Origin of the sequence: Sporosarcina sp. NPDC096371, assembly GCF_044762865.1 — a bacterium.
Lineage (GTDB): Bacteria > Bacillota > Bacilli > Bacillales_A > Planococcaceae > Sporosarcina.
The window spans coordinates 885009-911684 of sequence record NZ_JBIWFE010000001.1 but is presented as its reverse complement, the minus strand read 5'-3'; the positions used below and the strand labels follow the sequence as shown (position 1 = coordinate 911684).

Below are 26676 nucleotides of genomic sequence, written 5' to 3'. Positions count from 1 at the left end.
CAACCCTTCTTCATTTTAACTTATTTTTAATGGTTACTACCAATTCGGCGAAAGGAATTTTTTCTTGTGTCCCGTCCACCATGTTCTTCACTTGTGCGACGCCCTCTGCCACTTCATCTTCACCGATAATAATCACTGTTTTCGCTTCCAGGCGATCCGCCGATTTCATCTGTGCTTTCATTTTACGATCCATATAATCCATATCTGATCGAATGTCCGCTGCTCTTAGCTCACCTAATAATTTGAAACCAGGGCGACGCGCACTGTCACCGAGTGTGACTATATAAACGTCCAATGCCGGCTCATCCGTAAATGACTTGCCTTCAGCTTCCATAGCCAATAGTAAGCGCTCAATACTCATCGCAAAACCGATACCTGGTGCAGGTGGTCCACCAATTTCTTCAGCAAGACCATTGTATCTTCCACCACCACATAAGGTCGTAATTGCGCCGAAGCCACTTGATGTGCTCATGATTTCAAAAGCTGTATGATTATAATAATCAAGCCCGCGAACAAGATTCGCATCGACAACATAAGGAATCCCTGCATCATCTAGATAGCTTTTCACATTTTCAAAATAGCTAGCTGATTCTTCATTTAAATAGTCAGCAAGTGATGGTGCCGACGCCATCAATGGATTACCACTGTCGACTTTACAGTCGAGTATGCGCAAAGGATTTTTTTCGATTCTGGACTGGCAATCCGAACAGAATTCGGCGATATGTGGATTAAAATGTGAAACAAGGGCTTCTCGGTGCTCTTTCCTTGAATCTGTATCTCCAAGTGAGTTGATGATCAACTTCAACTCTGTTAGCCCTGCACGTTTGTAGACATCCATCGCTAGGCCAATGACTTCAGCATCAATTGCTGGGTCTGCACTACCGATTGCCTCTACACCAAACTGAACAAATTGGCGATAACGCCCCGCCTGCTGACGCTCATAACGGAACATCGGCCCTGTATAATACAATTTGACAGGCTGATCTGGATAACCAAACATTTTGTGTTCAACGAAGGAACGAACAACAGATGCTGTCCCTTCAGGTCGAAGCGTCAATGAGCGATTGCCCCTATCTGTAAAGGTATACATCTCTTTTTGTACAATATCCGTCGTATCTCCTACCGTCCGCTGAAATAGCTCCGTTTGTTCAAACATTGGAGTTCGAATTTCCTGGTACCGATAAAGATCACATACTTCATTAATAATCCTTTCGACTTTCTGCCATTTCCACGTTTCAGTCGGTAAAATATCCTGCGTTCCTCTAGGCACTTTAAAGTTCATGTTCATTCCCCTTTCTATGAATTAACGATGGCGCTTACCGCTAAATTCAGAATACAAAAAAGACCCCCATCCCTTGCCTATGCAAGGGACGAGAGCCTTTATAGCTTCCGCGGTTCCACCCAAATTGACGCATCTAACTCGCGTCCACTCAAAACCCGGATAACGGCCGGTTCCGTCTGTACCTACTGAATCTAAATGGTTCAGCACAGAGCCTCGGTGGTGTTTTTCATTGCACATGTCTGTAGGGTGGATTGCAGCCACGTCCGCCCCTCTCTTGTCAGTCCATTATACAGTTACTTTCCACGTCTACAGCAAACACTTTATACAACTTGATTAATGTTTATCTTAATGATTCCCCATCAGTGTGTCAACCTTTTTCGATTAATTGTAGTTTTTTGTACGAAAAACTTCTACAATAGAGCATGAGGGGGATGATATTTTGTCTAAAGCAAGTAAATGGATAATTGCGGGCATACTTCTTTTAAGTATTTTTCACGATATGCCCACAACCTACGCCAATGTGGATTCAGTAGTCGTTGATACGACCTCACTCCACATTCGGTCCGGCCCTGGACTTACATATGATGTAACAGGCTCACTTAAAAAAGGCGCGCAAGTAGAGGTCCTATCCACATCAGGTGACTGGCTAGAAATTCGGAATGGTAACAGCTCGGGATGGATTGCTTCATGGCTAACGACTTCAAGAGATCGTTCAGCTAGCTCCACCACGACGGTCGTGTCACGAGTAAATCAACTGAATATCAGATCAGGACCTGCTACCGGCTCTGCGGTACTGGGACGAATGTCTGCAGGCGATGAGGCACTAATGACGCAGCAAGACGGCGAATGGGCGGCTGTTACGTATAACGGCATAACAGGTTGGGTCCATATGGATTATATTACACAGTTGGCAAAACAAACTAATCCATCACCTAAATCTGTTGAACCAACAACTTCAGCCGAATTATTTACCGTTTCAGTAGATGCGCTTAATGTAAGAAATAAGGCAGATCTTTCATCCAAGCGTATCGGACTCATTTCACAAGGTGAGTCGTATCCTGTAAAAAGGATTGACGGCAACTGGGTACAAATTGTCGTCGATAAAAACAAATTGGGCTGGGTCTACTCATTCCACGGAAAATTATCATCAAAAGAGACAAAAACTTCCGATACAAAAAAAGCTAGAGTCGTAACCATTTTGTCGAATGGGACAAACATCCGGACAGAGGCCACCACCTCTTCAGCTATTAGCACACGTGCTGATGCGGGGCAAAAGTTTACCATCGTCAAAGAAGACGGCGATTGGTATGAAATTGCCTTGACGTCAGGTGAATCTGCATTTGTTGCTAAATGGGTTGTGTCCACTGAGGATGAATCCGTAGCAACAAACTCCGTAAAAAAAGAACAGAAAAAGCATGTGTCTGGTACGTTAAAAGGACTGACAATTGTTGTGGACGCTGGACATGGAGGCAATGACCGCGGAACGACAGGGACTCGCGGGACGGATGAGAAAGATTTCACGCTACTCACTGCAGAACTTTTAGCGGATAAACTGAGAGCTGCTGGCGCTAACGTTGTCAATACGCGCGAAACGGATACATATGTATCGTTAAGAAAACGGGTTGCCATTAGTCATCAGGCCAACGCAGATGCATTCATCAGCGTCCATTATGACGCCAACCCTGATTCAAGGGTGTCAGGCTTCACGACCTACTACACACATTCACACCAACGCGGATTAGCTTCGGCAGTGAATGATGGACTGGCTTCTTCCGTCAATTTACGAAACCGAGGATCACAACCGGGAGATTATCTCGTCCTTCGGGAAAATAGACAAAATGCAATTTTGATTGAGCTCGGCTTCCTATCGAACTCGGCAGAAGAACGAACTGTGACTAGCGAAATGTTCCGAGAACAAGCAACACACGGTATTTATAAAGGGCTTCTTGATTATTTTGATTCAGCAGCACGTTAGTTAATGGAAAAGGACCTTCCCTGAAATGGCGGAAGGTCCTTTTACTATTATTTCGATTCTACTAGAATTGTCACAGGACCATCATTGACGAGCTCGACATCCATCATGGCTCCAAAAACCCCTGTTTCAACATGTAGTCCCTCTTGTTCTAACTTACGATTGAATGCTTCCCAAAGCGGTTGGGCTTGTTCCGGTCTTGCCGCTTCGATAAAGCTTGGGCGACGTCCTTTTTTCACATCACCGTACAATGTAAACTGAGATACTGACAAAATGGCTCCGCCAACTTCGAGAATGGAATGATTCATCTTCCCTTCGGCATCCTCCCACAAACGAAGCCCTGCAATTTTCTTTGCGATATATGCAGCATCCTCTTCGGTATCGCTATGCGTGATTCCAACGAGTAATACATAGCCTTTGTCAATTGCCCCTGTCACTTCGCCAGCAACCCGAACAGTAGCTGGCCCCGATCTTTGCAACATCACTTTCATTCGTTACATCTCCCCATCAATTGATAACGCGTTGCACGGAGTAAATATCACGAATTTGCTTAATTCGATCGACAATTCTATGCAAATGTGCAATATCAGTAATTTTAATCGTCATATTGATACGTGCGATTTTATCACGATCCGCTTTACCGTTGACTGCAATCATCGGTGTCTTCGTTTCTGCAACGACCATGATGACTTCATTTAACAAACCTTGTCGGTCAAACGCTGACACTTCAATATCTACCTGGAATTCCTTCTTAGAATCAGCTGGTCCCAGTGCCCACTCCACATCAATAATCCGATCGCTTTCTCCATCATCCGTATGGATGTTCGGGCAATCTAGACGATGGACGGAAACACCACGCCCTTTCGTGATGAATCCGACAATTTCATCGCCCGGAACTGGATTACAGCATTTCGATAATCGAATGAGCAAGTTGTCGATTCCTTTCACGCTGACACCTGATTCAGTCATTCTATTTAGCTGTGGAGATTTCATATCCTTCACAATTTTGTCGATGGTGTCTTGTTGTTCGCGTTCTTTACGCAGTTTCTCCGCCAAACGATTGACAACTTGTTGAGCGGTTATCCCATTGAATCCGACAGCAGCGTACATATCTTCTTCTGAAGTGAAGCTGAATTTTTCAATGACTCGTTTGATACCCTCTTGCGTAAGTGTTTCCTTGATATCATATTCCTGCGCCTTTATTTCTTTTTCAATCATCTCTCGGCCTTTTAAGATATTCTCTTCTCGGAGTTGTTTCTTGAAATACTGCCGAATTTTATTTTTAGCCTGAGAGGTGTTAGCAATTTTTAGCCAGTCGCGGCTTGGTCCAAACGATTGTTTAGATGTCAGTATTTCAATAATATTACCCGTAAATAATTCGGTATCTAGTGGAACCATCTTGCCATTCACCTTTGCACCGATTGTCCGATTCCCTACCTCGGAATGGACACGATAGGCGAAGTCAATCGGCACAGAACCCGCTGGTAGCTCCATTACGTCACCATCAGGCGTAAAGACATATACCATGTCCGAGAATAAATCGAATTTCAATGATTCCATAAATTCTTCCGCATTAGACGATTCGTTTTGAATCTCGAGTATTTCCCTAAACCATGTCAATTTCGAATCAATATCACTAGGATTTGCGGTAAGTGTTTTTCCTTCTTTATAGGCCCAATGCGCGGCAACCCCAAATTCTGCAATTTTATGCATTTCTTCCGTTCGAATCTGCACTTCAAGCGGATCGCCTGCTGGACCTACAACCGTCGTATGCAATGACTGATAAAGATTTTGTTTTGGCATCGCGATATAATCCTTAAATCTACCTGGCATCGGCTTCCACAACGTATGAATAATGCCGAGAACCGCATAGCAATCTTTAATACTTGAAACGATTATTCTCACTGCAAGTAAGTCATAGATTTCATTAAATTCTTTTTTCTGAATGGCCATCTTGCGGTAAATCGAGTATAGATGCTTCGGTCGTCCCGAAAGATCGGCTGCAATTTCCATCTCGCCAATTTCCGATTTAATTTGTGTCATGACATTCTCTAAATAATTTTCTCGTTCTACACGCTTACGCTTCATCATATTAACAATTCGATAATAATGCTGAGGATTTAAATACCGCAACGCGATATCTTCTAACTCCCACTTAATGGCAGATATTCCCAGTCGGTGTGCAAGCGGAGCGAATATTTCCAAAGTTTCGGCTGCAACTCGGCGTTGCTTTTCTTCCGGCACATGTTTGAGCGTACGCATATTGTGGAGTCGATCCGCCAGTTTAATAAGAATGACACGAATATCCTGTGCCATGGCCACAAACATCTTACGGTGATTCTCCGCTTGTTTCTCTTCTTTAGATTTATATTTTAGCTTCTCAAGTTTCGTCACACCATCGACTAGCATCGCGACTTCTTCGCCGAAGTCACGGATAATATCTTCCCTGCTAATGTCCGTATCTTCCACAACATCATGGAGAAATCCCGCAGCTACCGTCGAAGGGTCCATTTGCAATTCGGCTAGAATACCCGCAACTTGGACAGGATGAAGAATATATGCCTCACCTGAACTCCTATACTGTCCCACATGTGCAGACTTCGCAGCCTCATATGCTTTTTTGACGAATTCAACGTGCTCTTCATTCATATAGGAGGCAACAAATGAAAATATTTCTTCTGCCGTCATGTCACGATTTTTCGCCATTACCTTACCCCTTTCGACCTTACTCGCAAAAATCTTAGTATTCCTATTGTATGTATAAATGCATGCATATGTAAAGTCCTTAGATATAGAAAAATCCTCCGCTTTTCGTGCGAAGGATCTTTTTTCATAATTTAGACGTAAGTAACTCAAGCTATTCACGCTTTTCTTTGTTAATAAGTAATCAATGATCGCATGTCGTATTTCTGCAATTTTTCACGGCCACTCAAGTAAGACAGCTCAATGATAAATGCACATCCTGCCACAACGCCGCCAAGCTTTTCGACTAGCTCAACTGTTGCACCAACTGTACCACCTGTCGCAAGAAGATCATCGACAATCAACACACGTTGTCCCGGTTTAATAGCATCTTTATGAATGGTCAACGTATCCTTACCGTATTCAAGATCGTATTCAACCTCGATAGTTTCTCTTGGTAACTTACCCGGTTTACGGACCGGAGCAAAGCCGACTTCCAGTGCATATGCAACTGGACAACCGATGATAAAACCACGCGCTTCAGGACCAACGATAATATCAGTCCCCACTTCTTTGGCAAACTTAACAATTTCATCCGTAGCAAATTTATAAGCTTGACCATTATCCATAATTGTTGAAATATCCTTAAAGCTAATGCCTTCCTTCGGATAATTCGGTACAATCGTCACATAATCTTTCAAATTCATACGTTTTCCCCCTTATTGACGGTGCCATTCTTTGCCTTATCAAACCAGTTTTTCAATTCCATATATGGCGCGTACAGCAATATTTTTTCAAGTTCAATCTGCCGCTCTCGTTCTTGATAGGACGTAGCTTCAGAAAGATCTCGTTTACCGACTGTCTCCACTACAGAAACAAGACCATTTTCTATCTTAACAAATCCAAGCTCGGAAAACACCTGCGACATAAAATAAACCGTATCTTTTTTCCACGCTTTGTGTTTAGTCAGCTGTTCACCATTTTTTCTCATATCAAATTCTCCGCGTTTTTTCAAGAAGCTGTAATACCATCCAAACTGGTCACGACCTGGTAGCCCATCAAAATACTTGGAATCCGCCGCATAAAAATGCGCGAAGATTCGCTTCGGATTAACATTCAAAATAAGTTCCTCAAGCTGAACAGCATCGTTAGGAATATCTAACAAAACAAGATTGTCCGCTTCTACCATCAATCCCTGTCCGTAAAGATGAATCGCAATTCCCTTTAAAGATGATTGGAAATAGGTCACTGTTTGTTCATGGAATGCGATAAACAACGTCCGTTCTTCTGGTATCGATGGTAACCACCTAGAGGTTTCACGAACACCCCGCAAATCAAATAGTTGCCAATCATCGGACCTGATATCTCCGATTAATAACTGTGGTTTCTTATTACCGTTCCATTCATTGACTTGCAAATCGCCAACAACCGATAATTTGACGCCAGGCGTTAATTGATCGGCAATATGCCCAAGACCGAAACCAATGGCATCTAGCGAATGCTCGCCAACAGACAATTCCAATTTCATATGGTTTTTTGCTGCCCCAATTTTTCGGATCGTTGTGGCCGATAAATCTTCAAGAAGATAGACTGGCTTTTGGAAATCCATACCGAATGGGCGTAACAATTCCAATGACTCCAGGACGCCAACATCAATTTCATCCATCGACAAGGGGACATCGATAATCAGCTCTGGAGACAGCATGTCGTCCGTCAATACCTGCGCCGCCTGGGCATTCAATTGTTCACGCAACGTTTCTATGTCTTCGATTGCAAGGGACATCCCCGCGGCCATCTGGTGCCCACCGAAATGTGGCAGGATATCGCTGTTCTTCGATAGTTCAGCAAACATGTCGAAGCCTACGATACTCCTAGCAGACCCTTTGGCAATCCCCTTCTCCGTATCAATTGACAGCACGATTGTCGGACGGTAATATTTCTCGGTAATGCGTGAAGCAACAATACCGACAACGCCCGCATTCCAGCCCTCTGCCGCAATGACAAAAACATAAGGAATCCTATCCCCATACCTCTTCACAATCATTTCCTCGGCCACACTACTGATATCGGCAACAATCGCTTGCCTTTCTTTATTCAACACATCCAATTCTTTCGCCAAGGACGCCGCCAGTAGGCCATCTTCCGTTTTGAGTAGATGTACGGCTGGCGCAGCATCGCCTAGACGGCCTGCTGCATTCAAACGTGGTCCTATCATGAAACCGATTGATTCCTCTGATAGCACGGCCTGCTCGGTGCCTGCGATACGTGCAAGCGCTTGAATCGCAGGACGTTTGGAAACACGCATCTGCTTGATACCTTGTTTAACAAAATAACGATTTTCACCGCGAAGTGGTACGAGATCCGCAACTGTACCAATTGCCACGAGTTCAAATAGATCTTGCGGAACTTCATCAAGTAATGCACATGCAAGCTTAAACGCCACACCGACACCAGCAAGTTCCCCGAATGGATACTTGCCATCCGGATGGCGTGGATGAATGATCGCATCTGCCGGGGGCATGATACTGCCTATTTCGTGATGGTCTGTCACAATGACGCTTAGCCCAAGTGTTTTTGCATAAGCGATTTCGTCAATACCTGAAATTCCGTTATCGACCGTCACAATGAGTGACACACCTTGTTCATATAGCTCCGTAAATAATTCTTTATTCGGACCATAGCCATGTAGAAAACGATTAGGGATGGCGAATACAACATCCGCTCCCAACCGTTCTAGTGCCGTCATCATAACAGTGACACTGGTCACACCATCGCCGTCATAATCACCATAGACAGCTATTTTTTTATCAGCAGCGATTGCTTTTTTTATGATTTCAACAGCCTCATCCATTTCATGGAGTAAATAGGGGTCATGCATAGAAGATGCATCCATATGTAGAAAAGCTTTTGCTTCATCTGGATCTGTTATTCCCCTTGAAGCGAGTATTTTTGCCTGGACAGATGATACACCGAGTTCCTTTGTCAACAAGTTAACGAGTTGTTCATCCGGTCGCTCTACTGTCCATCTCTTCATTGATTCAATCAAAATCTTTCACATCCTTATATTCATTATAGCGGATGCGCCCCCTATCTGAAAGAAAAGTTACTAGGTGATTAGGATGAAAAAACAATTGATGTCCATACTCATGCCGCGGGATAATTCGTGGGAGTATGCAGCGCAATTGCGGAACAGTCCGACCAACACCAAAACTACATCCGATCACTTCCGATAAATCGTAAAAAACCACAACCCGTAAGGCTGTGGTTACTTAATAGCAAATGTTAACTAACTTAATCTACTTTAGGTTCAACATTTTTTTTCGTTCCTACAAAAATGGACTTGGTATGCTTTTGCAGTTCCGCGATTTCGTTTTGCTGTGACGCAATTGTTTGCTCTTTCATTGTGATTTCTTTCTGCAATTCTTTCACACGATGATTGGACTGAACCGTACGGAACATTGCGACAAAGCCGCTTACCGCTGCCCCTAGAAGGGCCGAACATAAAATTACCAGTACGAGTGGCGACTCAGCTTTCCCAAAGATATAATTCACTTGCACTGCGTCGATATTGAAGATAGCAAAAAGAGCAATAATTATGGCAAATAGCAAGCCCAACAACAAATTCCATTGAAATTTCATGACACTACCCCTTTCATCAGAAAAATGGAACAAGATATACTCTAGAGTATACCCTGTTCCATTATATTGTGAAACCTATTACACGACTGGCTCGTCAGAACCCCATTGTTTCTTCTGTTCATCCGCTTTAATCGCGCCTTTTTTCTTCATCTCACGTTTTTTCAGATCAAACCAGATTTGAGCTGAAATGAAAATGGAAGAATAGGTTCCGGCAAACAATCCGATGAGAAGTGCAATCGAGAATGTTTTAATCGATTCTGCTCCGAGCAACGTCAATGCTGCTACAACAAGAATAACAGTCAGTACAGTGTTGACAGAGCGTCCCAATGTCTGACGCAATGACTTATTGACAACTTCGGCCAACTCTTCCTCAGTAGCAATATGTTTACGATGGTTAATATTTTCCCGTATCCGGTCAAAGGTAACAATCGTATCATTGATGGAATACCCGACAATCGTTAAGACCGCGGCAATGAATGTAACATCGACTTCAAGTCGAAGAATACTAAACACTGCAACCATGAAAAATGCATCATGTAATAGCCCAATAATTGAGGCAACACCCATACGCCATTCAAAACGGAAGGCAACGTATATAACAATTCCTAAAGCAGCATATAGCAATGCATACATTGCGTTTTTCGCAAGTTCTTTACCGACCGTATTTGATACCGTTGAAATGTTCGGTTCAGCACCAAATTCTGTAGCTAAATCAGCTTTCAGTTTGCTAACTTCTTCCTGCTTAAACTCCTCTTTATAACGGACAACACCAATATTTTTTGTGTCTCCTGAAATAACAATATCAGTAGATGGATGTCCGATTTTGTCGAGATAATCTGAAACTTCACCTTCAGTTATGGATTGGCTCGCCATTACTTCAACGCGCGTACCGCCTGAGAAGTCAATTCCTAGATTCAATTTGAAGATACCAAGCATAATAATACCTGTCGTCAGCAAAATCGCTGAGATGACATAGAATTTCTTACGCGTACCAACAAAATCGAATCGGTCAAACTTCGTTGTTAGCTCCAATGTCTCCACTTTTTCTTCTGCAGGGTGAACCCTGCTTTTCGAAATACCGAATAGTCCTGTTTTGCCATCTAGCATGCCGCTATTGACAAGAAGCCCTAGCAGTAAACGGGATCCCCAGACAGCCGTCAAGAAGCTGGCTAGAATACTGATGATTAGCACCGTCGCGAATCCTTTAACTGAGCTTGTCCCGAATATGAACAGTACAACAGCTGCAAGGATTGTTGTAATATTAGCATCAAGAATGGCAGTAAAAGCAGATTTTGCTCCCGCCGTAAATGCTGTTTTGACCGATTTACCAACACGTAATTCCTCACGGATCCGTTCATACGTCAAGATATTGGCATCGACGGCCATCCCGACTCCAAGCATCAAGGCTGCGATACCTGGTAACGTCAGCACACCATTTATCTTTGTAAAGACAAGCAAAATGATGTAAATATAAATCGACAAGGTAATGACTGCCACAAATCCGGGCAGGCGATAATACACAAGCATGAAGACGAAAATAAGCGCGATACCGATGATTCCCGCAAATATCGTCTTAGTAAGCGCTTGTTCACCGAACTGTGCCCCTACTGAAGTCGAATAGACTTCTTCAAGGTGAACAGGCAATGCCCCGGCATTCAAAATACCAGAAAGCTCTTTCGTTTCTTTCGTCGTGAATGAACCGTTAATCTCGACATTAGAAGAAGCGATTGTTTGAGTTACGCTAGGAGCCGAAACAATTTTCCGATCCTTTTCCGGCTTCAACATTTCTGCCGCATAAGAATCTTCACCTTCAACAAAATCGAGCCAAATAACGAGTAGATTCTGACCAGGTGGTTTAGCCTTAATCTGAGTCGTTACTTCGCCGAATTTGTTCGGATCTTTCATTTCAAGTGTCACGACAGGGTTATTTCGTTCACCGAAGCTCGCCTTCGCTTTTCCTTCTTTCAAGTCATCCCCACTGAGCAAGAGATTATCGTCCACATCCCTAAATGTTAGGTCTGCTTGTGTCGATAATAGTTCACGGGCTGAGTCTTGATCTTCTACACCCGCAAGCTGCACACGAATCCGGTTATTAGACTCGATTTGAATACTTGGTTCACTGACACCAAGCACGTCAATTCGGTTTCTAAGTGCGTCTGCTGTATCAGAAACAACCGCTTCCGTTATTTTTGTACCGCCCTTTAATTCACTAACTTCATAGAGGACTTCAAATCCCCCTTGTAAATCTAGACCAAGTTTCACATCTTTTAATATCGGCTTAGTAGTCGTACCTATCGTCGAAGCAAAAATGACGAGTAGTAATAGGAACGCTACGATCCTTCCTCTTTTTCTCATTTCCAATTTCCCCCTCTTTATGTGGAGCTATGCGGATTACTTATGCACGCACTCCGAGAACAACGTAAGCACTTTGGGCAATAGATGCATGCCGAAAGCTCCCCAATAAAAAACACAATACGTACATTATGAAACACGTCCCCCCATGTGTCAAATCGACGTGTGTCGGTGTAGCCTACCTCTACTTTTAAATTAACGTGGTTTCAGTAAAATTTGCAGTTCTTCACTATTGAGATCAGAGAACCAATTGGAGCCTCTCTGTTCTTCAATTTGTGTATATGTCATAAACTCAGCGGGTGACACATATAAAATCTCATTGACCATTTCGTGCATTCGCATTGCAATAATGTCTTTTTTTCGCCACTTTCTTTGAACACAATACGCCCAAATATCCTCATTCGTTACCGTCGAATAACCGTATAGATGAAATTCGGTCTTTTTGCTTTGAATCGCTGGTAGCATATGCGTAAACAGTTGTTCAAATTGTTGCGCCATCATCCCATTCCTTTCGTTCACTGTCGTAAGGACGTATATTTCTGCATACGTTTAGTGTATATGAAATGACCGGAATTAGGAAGGAGTTGTTTAAATTGTCTTCGTTTATCCGCGGGACAGTCGTTCTCATGGTCGCCGTATTCCTATCCAAGCTATTGGGATTCGTCTTCCGGATTCAATTCATGCGCATTGCCGGAGAAGAGGCCGTCGGGATTTATATGACTGCTTATCCCGCTTTCATTTTTTTCCTGTCACTTGTCCAACTTGGTGTACCTATTGCCATCGCCAAAGTCATTGCCGAACTTGATGCCAAAGGGCAAACCGTAAAGCTACCAGCCGTCATGAAAACTGCAACTTTCATAACGATTTTGACAAGTGCCGTCTTCATCCCCGCCTGCATCTTGTTTGTACCTTATTTATCGGAGACGTTACTCAGCAATGCGGCATCCTCCACGACTCTGTACGTAGGCATCGCGATTGTGCCAATTGCAGCAATCGGGGGACTCATTCGCGGATACTTTCAAGGTATCGCGCGCATTGAGGAAACTGCTTGGTCGCAAATCATCGAACAATTTGTACGAATCGCCCTCATTACATGGTTATTGCCATACCTTCTGATTAACGGCAATACCGCAATGAATGCCGCCTATGCGATGGTCGTTACGCTACTAGCAGAACTAGTGTCTTTGCTTTACTTATTCTTTAAATATCAACAGAAAAAAAAGCGTGTACCAAAAGACCAAAAGGTCAAGCGCTATCCAATGGAACCACTGCTCGCCATTGCACTTCCGTCTTCCGGTAGCCGGCTATTTGGAACATTCACGTGGTTCCTTGAGCCCATTATCTTCCTTCGCGCTTTAGCCATGTCAGGAGTCACTGCGGTCGCCGCCACTTCGTTATATGGAATCATATCGGGCGTGCTCATTCCGTTGCTACTATTCCCGTCTTTTATTCCCTATGCCTTGTCCGTCGTCCTTGTGCCTGCGGTCAGTGGCGCGGTAGCTTCGACAAATAAAGGGAAATTACAAGAACGGATCCACCTGTCTCTTCGTTTATCAGCTTTGACAGGGGCCTTTGCAGCAGCCGTCTTCTATGTCCACGGACAGGCGTTGGCGGAAAAACTTTTTCATGTAACTGAAGGGGCATCTTTTATGACTTTACTCGCCCCGATTTTTTTCTTTTATTATATCCAGAGTCCACTCTACTCAATCTTACAAGCGACAGGGGATGCCAAAGCGGGGATGATGAACTCCGTTTACGGCGGCATCGCTAAACTCGGTGTCATGTTCATTCTTGCTTCGCAACCCGGCCTGCAAGTAACAGGTGCCGTCTTAGCCATCGGTTTTGGTGTGCTTATCACATCGTTTCTTCATATCGCGACATTACGAAAAAACAAAGCGACAGCGACAGGTTTCACCATGTTTGCCATGCCTTACGCATCGTTCATTATGACGGCTATCATGCGTCCGATTTTCATCCCCATCGGTAATTTTGGATTAATAACAGAATGTGCCATCACAACTGTTTTCCTGCTTGTTATTCTATTCTTGACAGGCCAAGTGAAAAAAAGCGATCTCATGTTGTTCAAAAAATTAGTAAGAATTCATTGATATGGCTCCTTGAGCTGATATCTCAACTCTCCATTTTCGTAGGAAGCATAAAAAATTTGTTTTACATCATTAATTCCCAAATTCTTAAGTTCCTTTTCCAACCACTGCTCAGTCTGATTCATTAGCGCTAAATGCTTTTGTTGGATAATACCATCTGCAATAAGCGCAAGAACAGGTTGGACATCATCATGTTTAAATACAGATAAGTTACCCGATGGTTCTAAGTAAGCAAAAGAAACTTCATGCACAGAGCCGATTTGCTGCTCACGTAATTGTTGGAACAAATCATCGAGATTATAGCGCTGTTTCCGCATTTCGTGTTCCATTATTATGCCATGCCGAATAATGATGGTCGGTTCACCATCCACCAAATCCCTAAACTTTTTACTTTTTAATGAAATAAATGACGACAGCAATTGAATGGCAAGCAAAAGAATCATTGGGATAATCGAGTGTATTAGTTTTTCGTCAGGTGAATCAAGAGCAAATGCAGCCACTTCAGCCATAATAACGAAAACGACAATGTCGATGACCCCTAGCTCACCAACTTCTCGTTTTCCCATGATCCGCAATATAATTAGTATCAGGACGTAGAGCAACACTGTTCTGTAGCTAATGATGATCAAGTCATGCATAAAAATCCTCTCCCCTTCTAACAGGAAGGATGCCCTTATCACTTCACCTTGTATACACGAAAACATATAGAAAAAAGGCGATTGACTAAACGGGAAATTCCCCATCTAGCCAACCGCCTTTTATTCATGATTATAGAGCTGTTTTTGAATCCACTACGCGTCCGACTGCTTGTCTATCGAATTGTAATGTTGTACCTTCAGAAACCTTAAGGAATACCGATGCATCATCGACAGCATCGATCGTTCCGTGAATTCCACCAATTGTAATGACTTTATCTCCGCGTTTTAAGTCGCTTTGCATCTGCTTCGTCGCTTTCTGTCTCTTTTGCGCCGGCCTGATTAACAAAAACCACATAACTGCGAACATTGCCACGAACGGCAATAGTCCCATTAAACCTTCCATTATTTCATCCCCCTTTCAACCTCGATTCATTATACAAGATTTAAAAGTTTTTTGCATTCGGTTTGTTGAATCCATAGCTTTCAAAAAACTCTTCACGGAAATCTCCAAGACGGTCATGGCGAATCGCATCCCTTACTTGCTCCATCAAATTGAGCAAGAAATGAAGGTTATGATGGGTTGTCAGACGAATACCAAACGTCTCCTCCGTCCGGATCAAATGATGAATGTAAGCCCGAGTATAGTTTTTGCAAGCATAGCAATCACAGTTCTTATCGAGTGGACCGAAATCATTTTTATACTTCGCATTGCGGACAACTAAACGTCCTTCACTCGTCATCAATGTACCGTTACGTGCAATACGCGTCGGTAACACGCAGTCAAACATGTCGACACCGCGAATCGCACCATCGATGAGCGAATCAGGTGAACCAACGCCCATTAAGTAACGCGGCTTGTCTGCTGGCAACAACGGCGTCGTATATTCTAGCACACGGTTCATAATATCCTTCGGCTCACCAACCGATAACCCACCAATCGCATAACCAGGAAGATCGAGTGCAACAAGATCTTTTGCACTTTGCTTACGCAATTCCTCGAACTCGCCCCCTTGGACAATGCCAAACAAGGCCTGTTCTTCCGGACGAGCGTGAGCTGCTTTACAACGCGCCGCCCATCTAGAAGTTCGCTCCACGCTTGCCTTCATATATTCGTAGGTTGCAGGGAACGGCGGACATTCGTCGAAAGCCATCATAATATCTGGACCGAGGGCATTCTGGATTTCCATCGCTTTTTCAGGGCTTAAGAACAGCTTGCTCCCATTCAAATGATGTCTAAAATGAACGCCTTCCTCTTCAATCTTGCGGAATTTGCTCAATGAGAACACTTGAAAACCGCCTGAATCCGTCAGAATCGGTCTGTTCCAATTCATGAATTTATGCAAACCGCCTGCTTCTTTAATGATTTCATGACCCGGACGGAGCCATAAATGGTACGTATTACTTAAAATAATTCCCGCGCCAATATCTTTTAGTTCTTCTGGTGACATGGTCTTAACGGTCGCCTGTGTACCAACTGGCATGAATGCCGGCGTTTCGAAAGATCCGTGCGGCGTATGGACGATTCCAAGACGCGCCCCCGTCTGTTTACAAGTTTTAATATGTTCGTAAGTGATTGCTGCCATTAAATTGATTCCTTCCTTTGTGACGGTTTTATGAACATCGCATCTCCAAAACTAAAGAAGCGATAACTTTCCTCTACCGCCTGTTGATATGCTGCAAGAATATGTTGGCGAGTTGACAATGCCGAGATAAGCATAATGAGCGTCGATTTCGGCAAATGGAAATTAGTCAATAGTCCATCTACAATGCTAAATGTATAGCCGGGATAGATGAAAATCGATGTCCAGCCACTCGTTGCAACCATTTTACCATCGTTTGCAGAAGCAATGGTTTCCAATGTTCGCGACGATGTTGTTCCAACCGCTATGACGCGACCACCACGTTCCTTCGCCCCATTTATCGCATCTGCTGTTTCTTGCGTAACCTGGTAATACTCCGAATGCATTGTATGATCTTCAAGCGTATCCGCACTCACTGGACGAAACGTCCCAAGACCTACATGCAAGGTGATAAAAGCAATTTGAATACCCTTCGCACGCATACTGTCAAGAATTTCATCTGTAAAATGAAGGCCCGCCGTTGGTGCTGCTGCCGAACCACGTTCTTTCGCAAATACTGTTTGGTATCGCGCCTGATCATCTAACGTTTCCGTAATGTAAGGCGGAAGCGGCATTTGTCCAAGTGTATCCAGAATTTCATAGAAAATCCCATCATAGATGAATTTGAACGTTCGTCCACCTTGTGCTTGCAAGCCTGTACACTCCGCTTTGAGGCGCCCGTCACCAAATGTGACAATCGTACCTAGTTTCACCCGCTTCGCCGGTTTAACGAGCGTCTCCCACTCATCAGACCCTATTTCCTTTAATAATAGCACTTCAATTGTAGCACCTGTATCCTCTTTTACACCCATCAGACGCGCTGGCAAGACACGCGTATCATTTAACACAACAATATCCCCCGCTACAAGCTCGTCCAGCAAGTCAGGAAAGTGACGATGCTGCACTTGTCCCGTCACCTTATCAAGCACCATTAACCTGCTCGCTGTACGGTCCTGGAGTGGTGTTTGTGCAATTAGCTGTTCCGGTAAATCAAAATCGAATTCATTGACATCCATCGTCTATAAGATCTCCCTTTATTTTAAAAATTTTGTTCAGGAAAGGCATAGCCAAAATGATCATATGCCAATCGTGTCGCAATTCGTCCACGTGGCGTCCGTTGGATGAAACCAATCTGCAACAGATACGGTTCGTAGACATCCTCTATTGTCACTGATTCCTCCCCAATACTTGCGGAAATCGTATCGATACCCACGGGTCCACCACGAAAGCGTTCAATCATCCCCGTTAATAGTTTATGGTCGATATGATCCAGACCATGTGAATCGACTTGCAACATTTCAAGGGCTTGCTGTGCTGCTTCTACCGTAATGTTGCCGTTGCCTCTTACTTGGGCGTAATCGCGCACACGGCGTAATAACCGGTTGGCAATACGCGGGGTCCCCCTCGAACGGCGGGCAATTTCCACCGCAGCTTGCGCGTCAATCTCCACTTCAAAAAGACCCGCACTACGAATAACAATTTCCTTTAGTGGCTCCACTTCGTAAAATTCAAGACGCAGCGGCACACCAAAACGATCACGTAGAGGTGCCGATAATGCCCCTGCACGCGTAGTCGCCCCAATCAAGGTAAATGGCGGCAAATCAAGACGGATTGATCGTGCAGAAGGACCTTTTCCCACAACAATATCGAGACAAAAGTCTTCCATCGCAGGATAAAGGACTTCTTCGATCGCCCGATTGAGTCTGTGAATCTCATCTATGAATAACACATCACCCGGTTCTAGTGAGGAAACGACCGCCGCAAGATCACCCGGGCGCTCAATCGCAGGTCCACTCGTCATGCGGATATTGACGTCCATTTCATTGGCGATGACGCTAGCCAGTGTTGTCTTACCGAGACCTGGAGGCCCGTATAATAAGACATGGTCCAAGCTTTCACCGCGCCCTCTTGCCGCCTCTATGAAAATACCTAGATTATCTTTCACTTTTTCTTGCCCAATATACTGGCTAAGAAACTGCGGTCTAAGCGATTGTTCAAAACGTTCATCGAAATTGGATACTTCCCCCGAAATGACCCGTTCTTCCATCATCCGCCCCCCTTTCTTAGAGAAGGATATAGTTCAATCCTTACTTGGGTAAGGATATAGTTCAATCCTTACTTATTGCTGTTTCAATAATAAGCGCAAAGCCAATTTCATATAACCTTCTGTATCCAGCTCTTCCTTCTCCAACTTCGGTTTCACTTTTGTCAATTCACGCTGCGAGTAGCCAAGGGCTTCCAGCGCCAAAATCGCTTCATCAAGTGCACCGTTTTCAGCCATCGTCAGCAGTGTAACGTCATCGTCCGGCATATCAATCTCGCTGAATAAATCAAACAGCTTGCCTTTCAAATCAAGAATCATCTGGCGCGCCGTCTTTTTACCGACACCCGGGAACTGGACCAAAAACGTCTCATCCTCCCGTTCTATTGCGCCAATCACTTGGGAGGGAATACCGCTAGCGAGTATCGCCAAGGCCCCTTTTGGACCAATACCAGAAACAGTAATAAGCTTTTTAAATAATTCACGTTGCTCCAATGACTTAAAGCCAAGTAGTAACTGAATATCTTCCCGAACATGCAAATAAGTAAAAACTTGCTGAATATCATCGGTTTTATGAAACGCATAAGGATTTGGCGTCATAATTAGCCAACCAATTCCACCCTGTTCAAGGGTAATATATTCTGGCGTGACTCGTGTAATCTGCCCTTTTATGTAATCGTACATCTTTTTCTCCCCCTATATGGTTAGAACTAATTATACCATACGAACGGACTTTCTACATTTGGTAACCACAAAATAAAAATGGCCGCTTTATCGGCGGCCACCGGTCATTCACTGGCATTGTGGTAGATATCCTGCACATCGTCGTCATCTTCGAGTGCTTCGAGCATCTTATCAAACAACTCTTGATTGTCAGCCGAAAGCTCAGTATACATCGATGGGATCATCTCAATCTCTGCGGAAATGAAATCAATGCCCTCTGCTTCAAGTGCTTCTTTCACCGTTAGAAAGTCAGAAGGCTGCGTGACAATTTCAAAGCCTTCTTCTGTTGATTCAATATCATCGGCACCAGCTTCTAGTGCCGCCATCATCACGGCATCTTCATCCGTGTCGTCCGTCCGTTCAATGAAAAGACGTCCCTTGCGGTCAAATAGATAGCCCACCGAACCACTTTCTCCAAGACTGCCGCCATTTTTATTAAATGCGACACGAACATTTGGAGCTGTTCGGTTACGGTTTTCCGTCAGACTGTAAACGAGTACTGCGACACCACCTGGGCCATAGCCTTCGTAGACTACTTCCTCGTAGTTTTCATCCGCACCGGCACCCGTTGCCTTATCAATTGCCCGTTTAATGACATCATTTGGCACGTTCACACTTTTCGACTTTTCAATTGCCAGACGAAGCGCAGCGTTCGATTCAACATCAAGTCCCCCCGATTTTGCGGCTACAAAGATTTCTTTCGACATCTTTTGAAATACCTTACCACGTTTCGCATCTTGTGCACCTTTACGATTTTGAATATTTTTCCACTTGGAATGGCCTGCCATACCGACTACCCCCTATATGTTAATCCGTTCTACATCATACCATAATTTCGGCCAATGTGAGAGTGCGGACTCTGTAAAAGGGATCAGTTGTTTCGCCTGCCTCTCCCTAGCGGACGGGGAAAGCATAAAAAAGTGGAGCCATTCACGCAAGAGTTCATTCGGAAAAAGAAGTAACGTCTTAGATGCGCGATCCAACTTTTGCAATGAAGGCTGTTCATCAAACAAAAAATCAATATCATAGCCAATTTGCGGTAACACACGGTGAATCCACAACGCAATTTCAGTACCGGCAGGCCCCGTGCAAGCAAGATCAAAGTCGATGAAGCGAATTACACCATCCGTATCACGAAAAATATTATGATGCACCACATCTCCATGAAGTAACGTGCCATTCAACTGATCTTTATAAGTTCTTTTGACAATGCTAATCGCATTCAGTGCATAAAATATTATTTCATCGACCCGGCCTTTTCCAATATACGCCTCACACGCACCGCTAATTTCACGGAAACGAACAATCCGGTCCTCCCACTTCATAATAAGCGGGTAGGAATGCAAGTACGGTGAGGCGTGCCAGTCAATTTGACTATGTGTTTCATGAAGTGCATGAAGAGCCGCGAGCGAATCCGTTCGATCGGCACGTTTCTTGAAATTGACTGCCTTTGCACCATCCAACCACGGTTGAATAAACAACAAGTGGTCTTCTACAGACACAACAGGTACGATATGAGGAAATGACATCGATTGAAGCGTCTCATGTATATGTTTCACTTTTATGGCAGTTGAGTTGGAGCGATACTGCTTTACTGAAAAATGGTCGCCATCTTTATCCAACTTCCACACATTCTCTTTTATTTTTTCTAATTTCCCCCCAAGCGCCATACGCCTATCAATACGATCCGTACCAATTGGAGCCCTGATAAGGTGTAGGCATCATTTGGTAAGGCATCGACTGCATCGGTGACTGGCAATTACAAGGTGATCCGTAGAATAGTGGCATCATCATTGGTTGGTATTGTTGGTGCTGTTGATGATGATGTCCGCTACAACCACATCCGCAGCCCTGCTGATAGGAAGGATATGGCATCATTGGATACCCTGGTTGCATCGCGGGTGATAAAGCTTGCGGCACGTATCCTTGCTCAGGTGGACACCAAGCCGATGGTTCTAGATCCATTTCCGGTGATTCTTCGCACTGGTAATCAGGTGATTCAATCAATTGCCAGCCTTCCATCATTGGCATTTGTTGTGGTAGTGTTGCAGGTCCTTGACTTGAGAATATCGGTGATTCTTCACACTCTTCTTCGTACATCGGAAATTGTGTGGATGGTAATGATGGTGTCGGTAACGGCAACGGTGCTGGCTCCTCTGAAGCTGGCGGGAACGGCATTGCCTGGATTTGCCCCGAATGCATAAACGGATGACAGTCTGCGTCAAAAATCGGCATCCAACCACATGGAATCCCAATCATCGGATGCATATGCGGCATGCATGGTTGCATCGGAAACATTTGAGCTGGCGGAACAGGTAACGGAACTGGCATCGGTGGCGGCGATGGTAACGACGGTGTTGGTAACGGCAGTGGCGGTTGCACCTGTACTGGCGGTGTCGGTTTTGGTGCTGGTAACGACGGCGTCGGTAGCGGTCGTGGCGGCTGAACCTGTACTGGCGGTGTTGGTTTCGGGAGTGTCGGTTGTGTTGGTTTCGGATGCGTTGGTTTCGGATGTGTTGGCTGCGTTGGTTTCGGATGCGTTGGCTGTGTTGGTTTCGGATGTGTTGGCTGTGATGGTTTCGGATGTGTTGGCTGTGATGGTTTCGGATGTGTTGGCTGTGATGGTTTCTGATGTGTTGGCTGTGTTGGTTTCGGATGTGTTGGTTGTGTTGGTTTCTGATGTGTTGGCTGTGTTGGTGCTGTTGGTGGATGAGTCGGCTTCACCGGAACCTGCCCTTTTCCGGGATGCTTACCGTGCTCCGGCGTTCCACCTTGCACTTTGTTCGGCAGAAATATTTTCATCCCAGGCACAATGTAATCAGGATTAGCCAGATGTGCATTGACTCTTTTTAACTCTTCGAACGGGATACCATATTGACGCGCAATCTTCCATAATGTATCCCCTTTTACAACAATATGAACTTCCACTTAAATATTTCCCCCTTCCGTCAATCCATCGTATGAACGGACGCCCGTCTTTGTGACGCACATGCTACATGTGATGTCCCCTCTTGCTATGTATATGCCGAGGTGGGCGTTTTATTCATTTGAAATGTGGAAGGCGCCTGCTTAAGGAACGAGTCTGAGATCGCCACGGCCTGTGGTAGTAAAGAGGGATGTAGTTCAATCCCTCTCCATTGTGTAACTCATCTCCTGTGAGCCTTCCCCGGATCTAGACATAAAAAAACCGCCACAGTCATTTTTCAATGACGGGACGGAAGTTGATCGTATGTAAAATAAGAACCGAATGAGCGGACAGAACAATTAAGTGCCACGAGCTCTTCCATTGCACCTTGAATCATCGGGTGATCCTCGGATTCCAATACATCGATAATGAAAAAGTAATTGCCAAGACCTGTTTTCAACGGCCTAGATTCAATTTTACTTAAATTGAGCTTGCGCCATGCAAAAACAGATAGGACTTGATGTAGTCCCCCTGAACGATCGTCTTCTGGTAATTTCACCATAAACGTCGTTTTCAGTTTTGCTGAATGTCCTTCACCTTCTAAACATTCTTTCCGCAACGATAGGACAACAAAACGCGTATGATTAAAATGGAAGTCATGAATGTTTTCTTCTACGATATGTAATCCATACTTTTCTGCAGCCAACCTGTTGCCAATTGCGGCAATCTTTTCATCCGGATTTTCGGAAATAAATTTTGCAGCGGCTGCCGTCGAAGTAGTCTGGATAAGTGGAACACGTCGAAAATTATACTGCAAATATTTATGACATTGGGCAAGCGCATGTGGATGAGAATTGATGGATTTGATTTCATCAACAAAAGCAGCTTGCTTATGATTGACCATCAGATGCTGTTCAATTGGAATGGAAATCTCAGCATTGATGAATAACTCACTACCATGAAACAAATAATCAATCGTTAATGGAACAGATCCTTCCAAGGCATTCTCCAGTGGCACAATCGCGTAGGCGACATGCCCTGCAGCTACAGCCTCAATGCAGTCAGGTATCGTCGGATGTGATACCAAACCTGACGTCCCTCCAAAAAGAGTGCTTGCCGCCACATGCGTAAATGACGCTTCAGGTCCCAAATAGGCAACTGTCGGCGTGAATTTTTCGTCCATCATATCCTGTTTCTCCCTTCACAGTGCACCTGAACTAATCAAATTAACCGAATCTACAAAATCAGGAACTTTTAATCGTTGCAGAAACTCTTCCATTTTTATCTGCATTTCTGTCACATCAAGCGACAATGTAATATTTGCACGCGCCTGGACAGGTATTGTTTGGTGAATCGTTAGTACGTTGCATTTGGCTTCAGAAATGATATGCAACAGCGTCGCAAGCGATCCTTTTCGATCTTCAAGTTGAATGAAAATCGTCAGGATACGTTCACGCGCAATCGATTCGAATGGGAAAACCGTGTCTCGATATTTATAAAATGCACTTCGGGATAGGCCTACCCTTTTTGTAGCATCTTGTATCGTCGATTCTTCTCCACTCGCCAAAAGCCTCTTCGCCTCTAGCATTTTTTGCATAGATTCCGTCAATACATCTTCCCTGACAAGATAAAAATGACCTTCACCCAATTGCTTCACCAAGATATCCCCCTTGCTTCGCAGTAATCTTGTGAATCAGCAGAGAGTTTAGTCTTCTGCTGATTCAAGTTAATAATCTGCCTTGACTCCCTAACGATTATTCGAGGAATTCAAATTCGAATTCAAGTAGGCGTACCGTATCGCCGTCTTTTGCACCGCGTTCACGAAGTGCATCATCCACGCCCATACCACGCATTTGTCTTGCAAATTTACGAACAGATTGATCGAAGTTGAAATCAGTCATTCTGAATAGACGTTCAATCGTATAACCTGACAAGACGAATGCACCATCATCATCACGTGTCACTTCAAAGTCTACATCCGATTCATGTTTGTACAGAACGGAGTTTTCTTCATCATCCTTGATTTCGTTCATTGGGAATTCTGGTGTAACCTCAAGTAAATCTGCAACTGCGAAAAGAAGTTCTCCGAGACCATTTCTTGTAATTGCCGAAACCGGGAAGATCCGTGCATCTTCATCGCCAAGCTTTTCCTTGAATACTTTAAGATTGTCTGCCGCTTCAGGCATGTCCATTTTATTGGCCACAATAATCTGCGGACGTTCTGTCAATCGCAAGTTGTACATTTCCAATTCCTCATTGATGGTTACGAAATCTTCGTACGGGTCACGTCCTTCAAGTCCAGACATATCGATAACATGGATAATAACACGTGTCCGTTCGATATGGCGTAAGAACTGATGGCCTAGGCCAACCCCGGCATGCGCCCCTTCAATCAAACCAGGAAGATCTGCCAGTGCGAAACCACGGTGGTCTTCTGTTTCAACCATCCCTAAATTCGGCACAAGTGTTGTAAAGTGATAATCAGCAATCTTAGGTTTTGCAGAGGAAACAACAGATAATAACGTTGATTTTCCTACACTTGGGAAACCGACAAGACCTGCATCCGCTAGTACTTTCAATTCTAGATTGATTTCCCGTTCGACTCCTGGCTCACCTTTTTCAGAGAGTTCAGGTGCAGGATTTTGCGGTGTTGCAAATCGACAGTTCCCACGTCCGCCTCGCCCACCCTTTGCAATGACAGCTGTCTGCCCATGCTCGACGAGGTCAGCAAGAATCGTACCCGTTTCTACATCTGTCACAACTGTTCCAGGTGGAACCTTAACAACCATATCCTCTCCACTTTTTCCGTGCATGCTTTTACTACCGCCATGTTCGCCACGTGGCGCTTTAAAATGACGTTGGTAACGGAAATCCATTAGTGTTCGCAACCCTTCATCCACGATGAAGACGACGTTAGCACCTTTCCCTCCATCACCGCCGGCTGGACCGCCATATGCGATATACTTTTCTCGACGGAACGCAACCATCCCGTCACCACCGTCACCACCTTTTACATAAATCTTTACGTGATCGACAAACATGTAATTTCCTCCTATTGTCCACGAATTGTGAACGTCCATTGATGTTGTGAAATTGTTTCTTCTACGTTGAAGTGCCCAGTCGTTTCTGGTGACGCCAGCATATTGTCCATTTTACCATTGACAATTATTGTGATCGACCAGCTAGACGACGAAGCATTGACATCAATCTGCGTTTCATATTCAGATGTGGGATCCACTAACTTTTCCGCCGTACGAAACACTTGCCCCAAATAGGCCGCAACTGCCGCATCATCCGCTTCCCGAATTCCTGGCGTAATCGTAGCCGTTATTGTTTTAGGAAACACGCTGTACATCCAATCAAACGTTACGATCCACGCTTCAACAGCTGGTAGTCCAAGTCTTTCTAACATCGCTGTTTGGCGCATTGCATTCGTTGTATCTAAAATTTTCTGCTTTGCTTCTGGTAGTTTTCCAAGATCCATATACAGTAAGATTAACTGAAGATCATTCAAAAAATCATGTCTCGCAAATTTTAGCGCTTGTACCAGAGTCAGCTTATCGTTTCCCATTGTCATTCACCGCCAACATTTTCATCTTTATAGTATAGCATTTTTCTACCACGCTTCGCCAACTATCGAGGATTATCGGTATCTGAAAAAATAAAAAGAAGGACTGCACATCATATGCAGTCCTTCCTTTCGTATTTTACGCTTCCTGAACTACAGGATAAACGCTAACTTTCTTTTTGTCACGGCCTAGACGTTCAAAACGAACGACGCCGTCAACTTTTGCGAAAAGTGTATCGTCACCACCGCGACCGACGTTTTCACCTGGGTGAATTTTCGTTCCGCGCTGACGATAAAGGATTGATCCGCCTGACACGAATTGTCCATCAGCGCGTTTTGCGCCAAGACGTTTCGAGTGAGAGTCACGACCATTCCGAGTAGAACCTACCCCTTTTTTCGATGCAAAAAACTGGAGATCCAAACGTAGCATGTATGCCACCTCCTACTTGTTGAAGATGAGTTTTATATGTTGCCCATAGTCTTGTTCAATCGTCTGTAATGACACAATCATCGCTTTTAGGATTAGCTGTATATCGTAATCTTTTTCATCGTTTTCCGGAAAAATGACTTTCAAATAACCACCGTCCGCTCCTTGATGGATGTCAGGGGTTTTTCCTGTGAGTGCAATGATGGCATTGACAGCACCAAAAGATACTGCAGATGCTCCTGCACAGACAAGGTCTTTTCCATGTTCCGCGAAATCAGCGTGACCTTTCATCTCAAATGAATGGATGTGGCCTGAAGACTGTTCATTGATGATGATCTTGATCATGCCGGCTTACGCGTTAATACCGTCAATGACGATTTTCGTGTATGGCTGACGATGACCTTGTTTTTTGTGATAGTTCTTTTTCGGCTTATATTTGTAAACAGTGATCTTTTTAGCACGACCTTGTTTAACAACTTTACCCGTTACAGAAGCACCTTCCACGAATGGAGCGCCAACTTTCACGTTTTCTCCACCTACGAATAGAACTTTGTCAAAAGTGACGATTTCGTCAGCTTCACCAGTTACTTTTTCGATGTAGATTTCCTGGCCTTGTTCAACTTTGATTTGTTTACCACCAGTTTCAATGATTGCGTACATACTTGCACCTCCTCTTTAAACTCAGACTCGCCTTCAAAGGTGATCCATTTGGATGCTTGTACC

26 protein-coding genes and 2 other annotated features (1 of these 28 cut by a window edge) are annotated in these 26676 nt (G+C 44.2%); of the genes, 2 read left to right on the top strand and 24 right to left on the bottom strand.

The genetic code is table 11. The features are described 5' to 3' along the window. Positions 1-10 precede the first annotated feature (10 nt). Complete coding sequence (hisS, locus tag ACIQ0H_RS04220) at positions 11-1282, bottom strand: histidine--tRNA ligase (RefSeq protein ID WP_403411365.1); 1272 nt, start codon at positions 1280-1282, stop codon at positions 11-13. Positions 1283-1363: 81 nt separating this feature from the next. Then, positions 1364-1600, bottom strand: a binding site (T-box leader). Positions 1601-1721: 121 nt separating this feature from the next. Between hisS and ACIQ0H_RS04215 the strand changes: the two genes are divergently transcribed. After that, a complete protein-coding gene (locus ACIQ0H_RS04215; protein WP_403411363.1) occupies positions 1722-3257 on the top strand; it encodes an N-acetylmuramoyl-L-alanine amidase family protein in 1536 nt (511 codons plus the stop codon). A gap of 47 nt (positions 3258-3304) precedes the next feature. Here ACIQ0H_RS04215 and dtd read toward each other — a convergent pair whose 3' ends face one another. The 7 genes from dtd to ACIQ0H_RS04180 form a co-directional block, all read right to left on the bottom strand. Then, positions 3305-3745, bottom strand: a complete 441-nt coding sequence (dtd, locus tag ACIQ0H_RS04210; protein WP_403411360.1) for a D-aminoacyl-tRNA deacylase — start codon at positions 3743-3745, stop codon at positions 3305-3307. A 16-nt stretch (positions 3746-3761) separates the two neighbouring features. Beyond that, entirely contained in the window at positions 3762-5960 is a 2199-nt protein-coding gene (locus ACIQ0H_RS04205; protein WP_403411357.1) for a RelA/SpoT family protein, read from the bottom strand. A gap of 170 nt (positions 5961-6130) precedes the next feature. Then, on the bottom strand, positions 6131-6643 hold the full coding sequence (locus ACIQ0H_RS04200; protein WP_403411354.1) for an adenine phosphoribosyltransferase: 513 nt from the start codon (positions 6641-6643) through the stop codon (positions 6131-6133). Then, positions 6640-8970 (bottom strand): single-stranded-DNA-specific exonuclease RecJ, encoded by a 2331-nt coding sequence (gene recJ / locus ACIQ0H_RS04195; protein ID WP_403411351.1) that lies wholly within the window; start codon positions 8968-8970, stop codon positions 6640-6642. The genes ACIQ0H_RS04200 and recJ overlap by 4 nt, the downstream gene beginning before the upstream one ends. 257 nt (positions 8971-9227) lie before the next feature. Then, positions 9228-9575 carry a LapA family protein gene (locus ACIQ0H_RS04190; RefSeq protein WP_403411348.1) on the bottom strand — a complete coding sequence of 116 codons (348 nt, stop codon included), beginning with the start codon at positions 9573-9575 and terminating at the stop codon, positions 9228-9230. A gap of 78 nt (positions 9576-9653) precedes the next feature. Continuing rightward, the gene (secDF, locus tag ACIQ0H_RS04185; protein WP_403411345.1) at positions 9654-11930 is read right to left on the bottom strand and encodes a protein translocase subunit SecDF; all 2277 of its coding nucleotides are present in this window, start codon (positions 11928-11930) and stop codon (positions 9654-9656) included. Between the two features lie 192 nt (positions 11931-12122). After that, the gene (locus ACIQ0H_RS04180; protein ID WP_403411342.1) at positions 12123-12446 is read right to left on the bottom strand and encodes a post-transcriptional regulator; all 324 of its coding nucleotides are present in this window, start codon (positions 12444-12446) and stop codon (positions 12123-12125) included. 74 nt (positions 12447-12520) lie between these two features. Between ACIQ0H_RS04180 and ACIQ0H_RS04175 the strand changes: the two genes are divergently transcribed. Next, positions 12521-14035 (top strand): putative polysaccharide biosynthesis protein, encoded by a 1515-nt coding sequence (locus ACIQ0H_RS04175; RefSeq protein ID WP_403411339.1) that lies wholly within the window; start codon positions 12521-12523, stop codon positions 14033-14035. Here the strand turns inward: ACIQ0H_RS04175 and ACIQ0H_RS04170 are convergent. The 16 genes from ACIQ0H_RS04170 to rplU all read right to left on the bottom strand — a co-directional run bounded on the left by ACIQ0H_RS04170 (position 14029) and on the right by rplU (position 26613). After that, positions 14029-14670 carry a DUF421 domain-containing protein gene (locus ACIQ0H_RS04170; protein ID WP_403411336.1) on the bottom strand — a complete coding sequence of 214 codons (642 nt, stop codon included), beginning with the start codon at positions 14668-14670 and terminating at the stop codon, positions 14029-14031. The genes ACIQ0H_RS04175 and ACIQ0H_RS04170 overlap by 7 nt on opposite strands. Positions 14671-14800: 130 nt before the next feature. Beyond that, on the bottom strand, positions 14801-15073 hold the full coding sequence (gene yajC, locus ACIQ0H_RS04165) for a preprotein translocase subunit YajC (protein ID WP_403411333.1): 273 nt from the start codon (positions 15071-15073) through the stop codon (positions 14801-14803). Positions 15074-15113: 40 nt separating this feature from the next. After that, on the bottom strand, positions 15114-16253 hold the full coding sequence (tgt, locus tag ACIQ0H_RS04160) for a tRNA guanosine(34) transglycosylase Tgt (RefSeq protein WP_403411330.1): 1140 nt from the start codon (positions 16251-16253) through the stop codon (positions 15114-15116). Next, on the bottom strand, positions 16253-17305 hold the full coding sequence (gene queA, locus ACIQ0H_RS04155; protein ID WP_403411327.1) for a tRNA preQ1(34) S-adenosylmethionine ribosyltransferase-isomerase QueA: 1053 nt from the start codon (positions 17303-17305) through the stop codon (positions 16253-16255). Before queA ends, tgt begins: the two co-directional genes overlap by 1 nt. 23 nt (positions 17306-17328) lie before the next feature. Continuing rightward, positions 17329-18336: a Holliday junction branch migration DNA helicase RuvB gene (gene ruvB / locus ACIQ0H_RS04150; protein ID WP_403411324.1), complete on the bottom strand. Its 1008-nt coding sequence runs from the start codon at positions 18334-18336 to the stop codon at positions 17329-17331. A 72-nt stretch (positions 18337-18408) separates the two neighbouring features. After that, entirely contained in the window at positions 18409-19014 is a 606-nt protein-coding gene (gene ruvA, locus ACIQ0H_RS04145) for a Holliday junction branch migration protein RuvA (protein WP_403411321.1), read from the bottom strand. Positions 19015-19118: 104 nt separating this feature from the next. Beyond that, positions 19119-19841, bottom strand: a complete 723-nt coding sequence (locus ACIQ0H_RS04140) for a YebC/PmpR family DNA-binding transcriptional regulator (RefSeq protein WP_403411318.1) — start codon at positions 19839-19841, stop codon at positions 19119-19121. 12 nt (positions 19842-19853) lie between these two features. Then, positions 19854-20723, bottom strand: coding sequence for a phosphotransferase (locus tag ACIQ0H_RS04135; protein ID WP_403411315.1), 870 nt, complete (start codon positions 20721-20723; stop codon positions 19854-19856). A 7-nt stretch (positions 20724-20730) separates the two neighbouring features. Then, a complete protein-coding gene (locus ACIQ0H_RS04130) occupies positions 20731-21981 on the bottom strand; it encodes a LysM peptidoglycan-binding domain-containing protein (RefSeq protein ID WP_403411312.1) in 1251 nt (416 codons plus the stop codon). A 275-nt stretch (positions 21982-22256) separates the two neighbouring features. Further along, positions 22257-23144 (bottom strand): prephenate dehydratase, encoded by an 888-nt coding sequence (gene pheA, locus ACIQ0H_RS04125; protein ID WP_403411309.1) that lies wholly within the window; start codon positions 23142-23144, stop codon positions 22257-22259. Between the two features lie 15 nt (positions 23145-23159). Continuing rightward, on the bottom strand, positions 23160-23615 hold the full coding sequence (locus ACIQ0H_RS04120; RefSeq protein ID WP_403411306.1) for an ACT domain-containing protein: 456 nt from the start codon (positions 23613-23615) through the stop codon (positions 23160-23162). A 97-nt stretch (positions 23616-23712) separates the two neighbouring features. Further along, a complete protein-coding gene (obgE, locus tag ACIQ0H_RS04115) occupies positions 23713-24999 on the bottom strand; it encodes a GTPase ObgE (RefSeq protein ID WP_403411303.1) in 1287 nt (428 codons plus the stop codon). Between the two features lie 11 nt (positions 25000-25010). Further along, positions 25011-25529 carry a Spo0B domain-containing protein gene (locus ACIQ0H_RS04110; RefSeq protein ID WP_403411300.1) on the bottom strand — a complete coding sequence of 173 codons (519 nt, stop codon included), beginning with the start codon at positions 25527-25529 and terminating at the stop codon, positions 25011-25013. Positions 25530-25665: 136 nt separating this feature from the next. After that, the gene (rpmA, locus tag ACIQ0H_RS04105; RefSeq protein ID WP_403411297.1) at positions 25666-25956 is read right to left on the bottom strand and encodes a 50S ribosomal protein L27; all 291 of its coding nucleotides are present in this window, start codon (positions 25954-25956) and stop codon (positions 25666-25668) included. Positions 25957-25968: 12 nt separating this feature from the next. After that, positions 25969-26298 carry a ribosomal-processing cysteine protease Prp gene (locus tag ACIQ0H_RS04100; protein WP_342505303.1) on the bottom strand — a complete coding sequence of 110 codons (330 nt, stop codon included), beginning with the start codon at positions 26296-26298 and terminating at the stop codon, positions 25969-25971. A 6-nt stretch (positions 26299-26304) separates the two neighbouring features. Continuing rightward, entirely contained in the window at positions 26305-26613 is a 309-nt protein-coding gene (rplU, locus tag ACIQ0H_RS04095) for a 50S ribosomal protein L21 (protein ID WP_403411294.1), read from the bottom strand. 13 nt (positions 26614-26626) lie between these two features. Further along, positions 26627-26676, bottom strand: a sequence feature (ribosomal protein L21 leader region) (it continues 24 nt past the right edge of the window).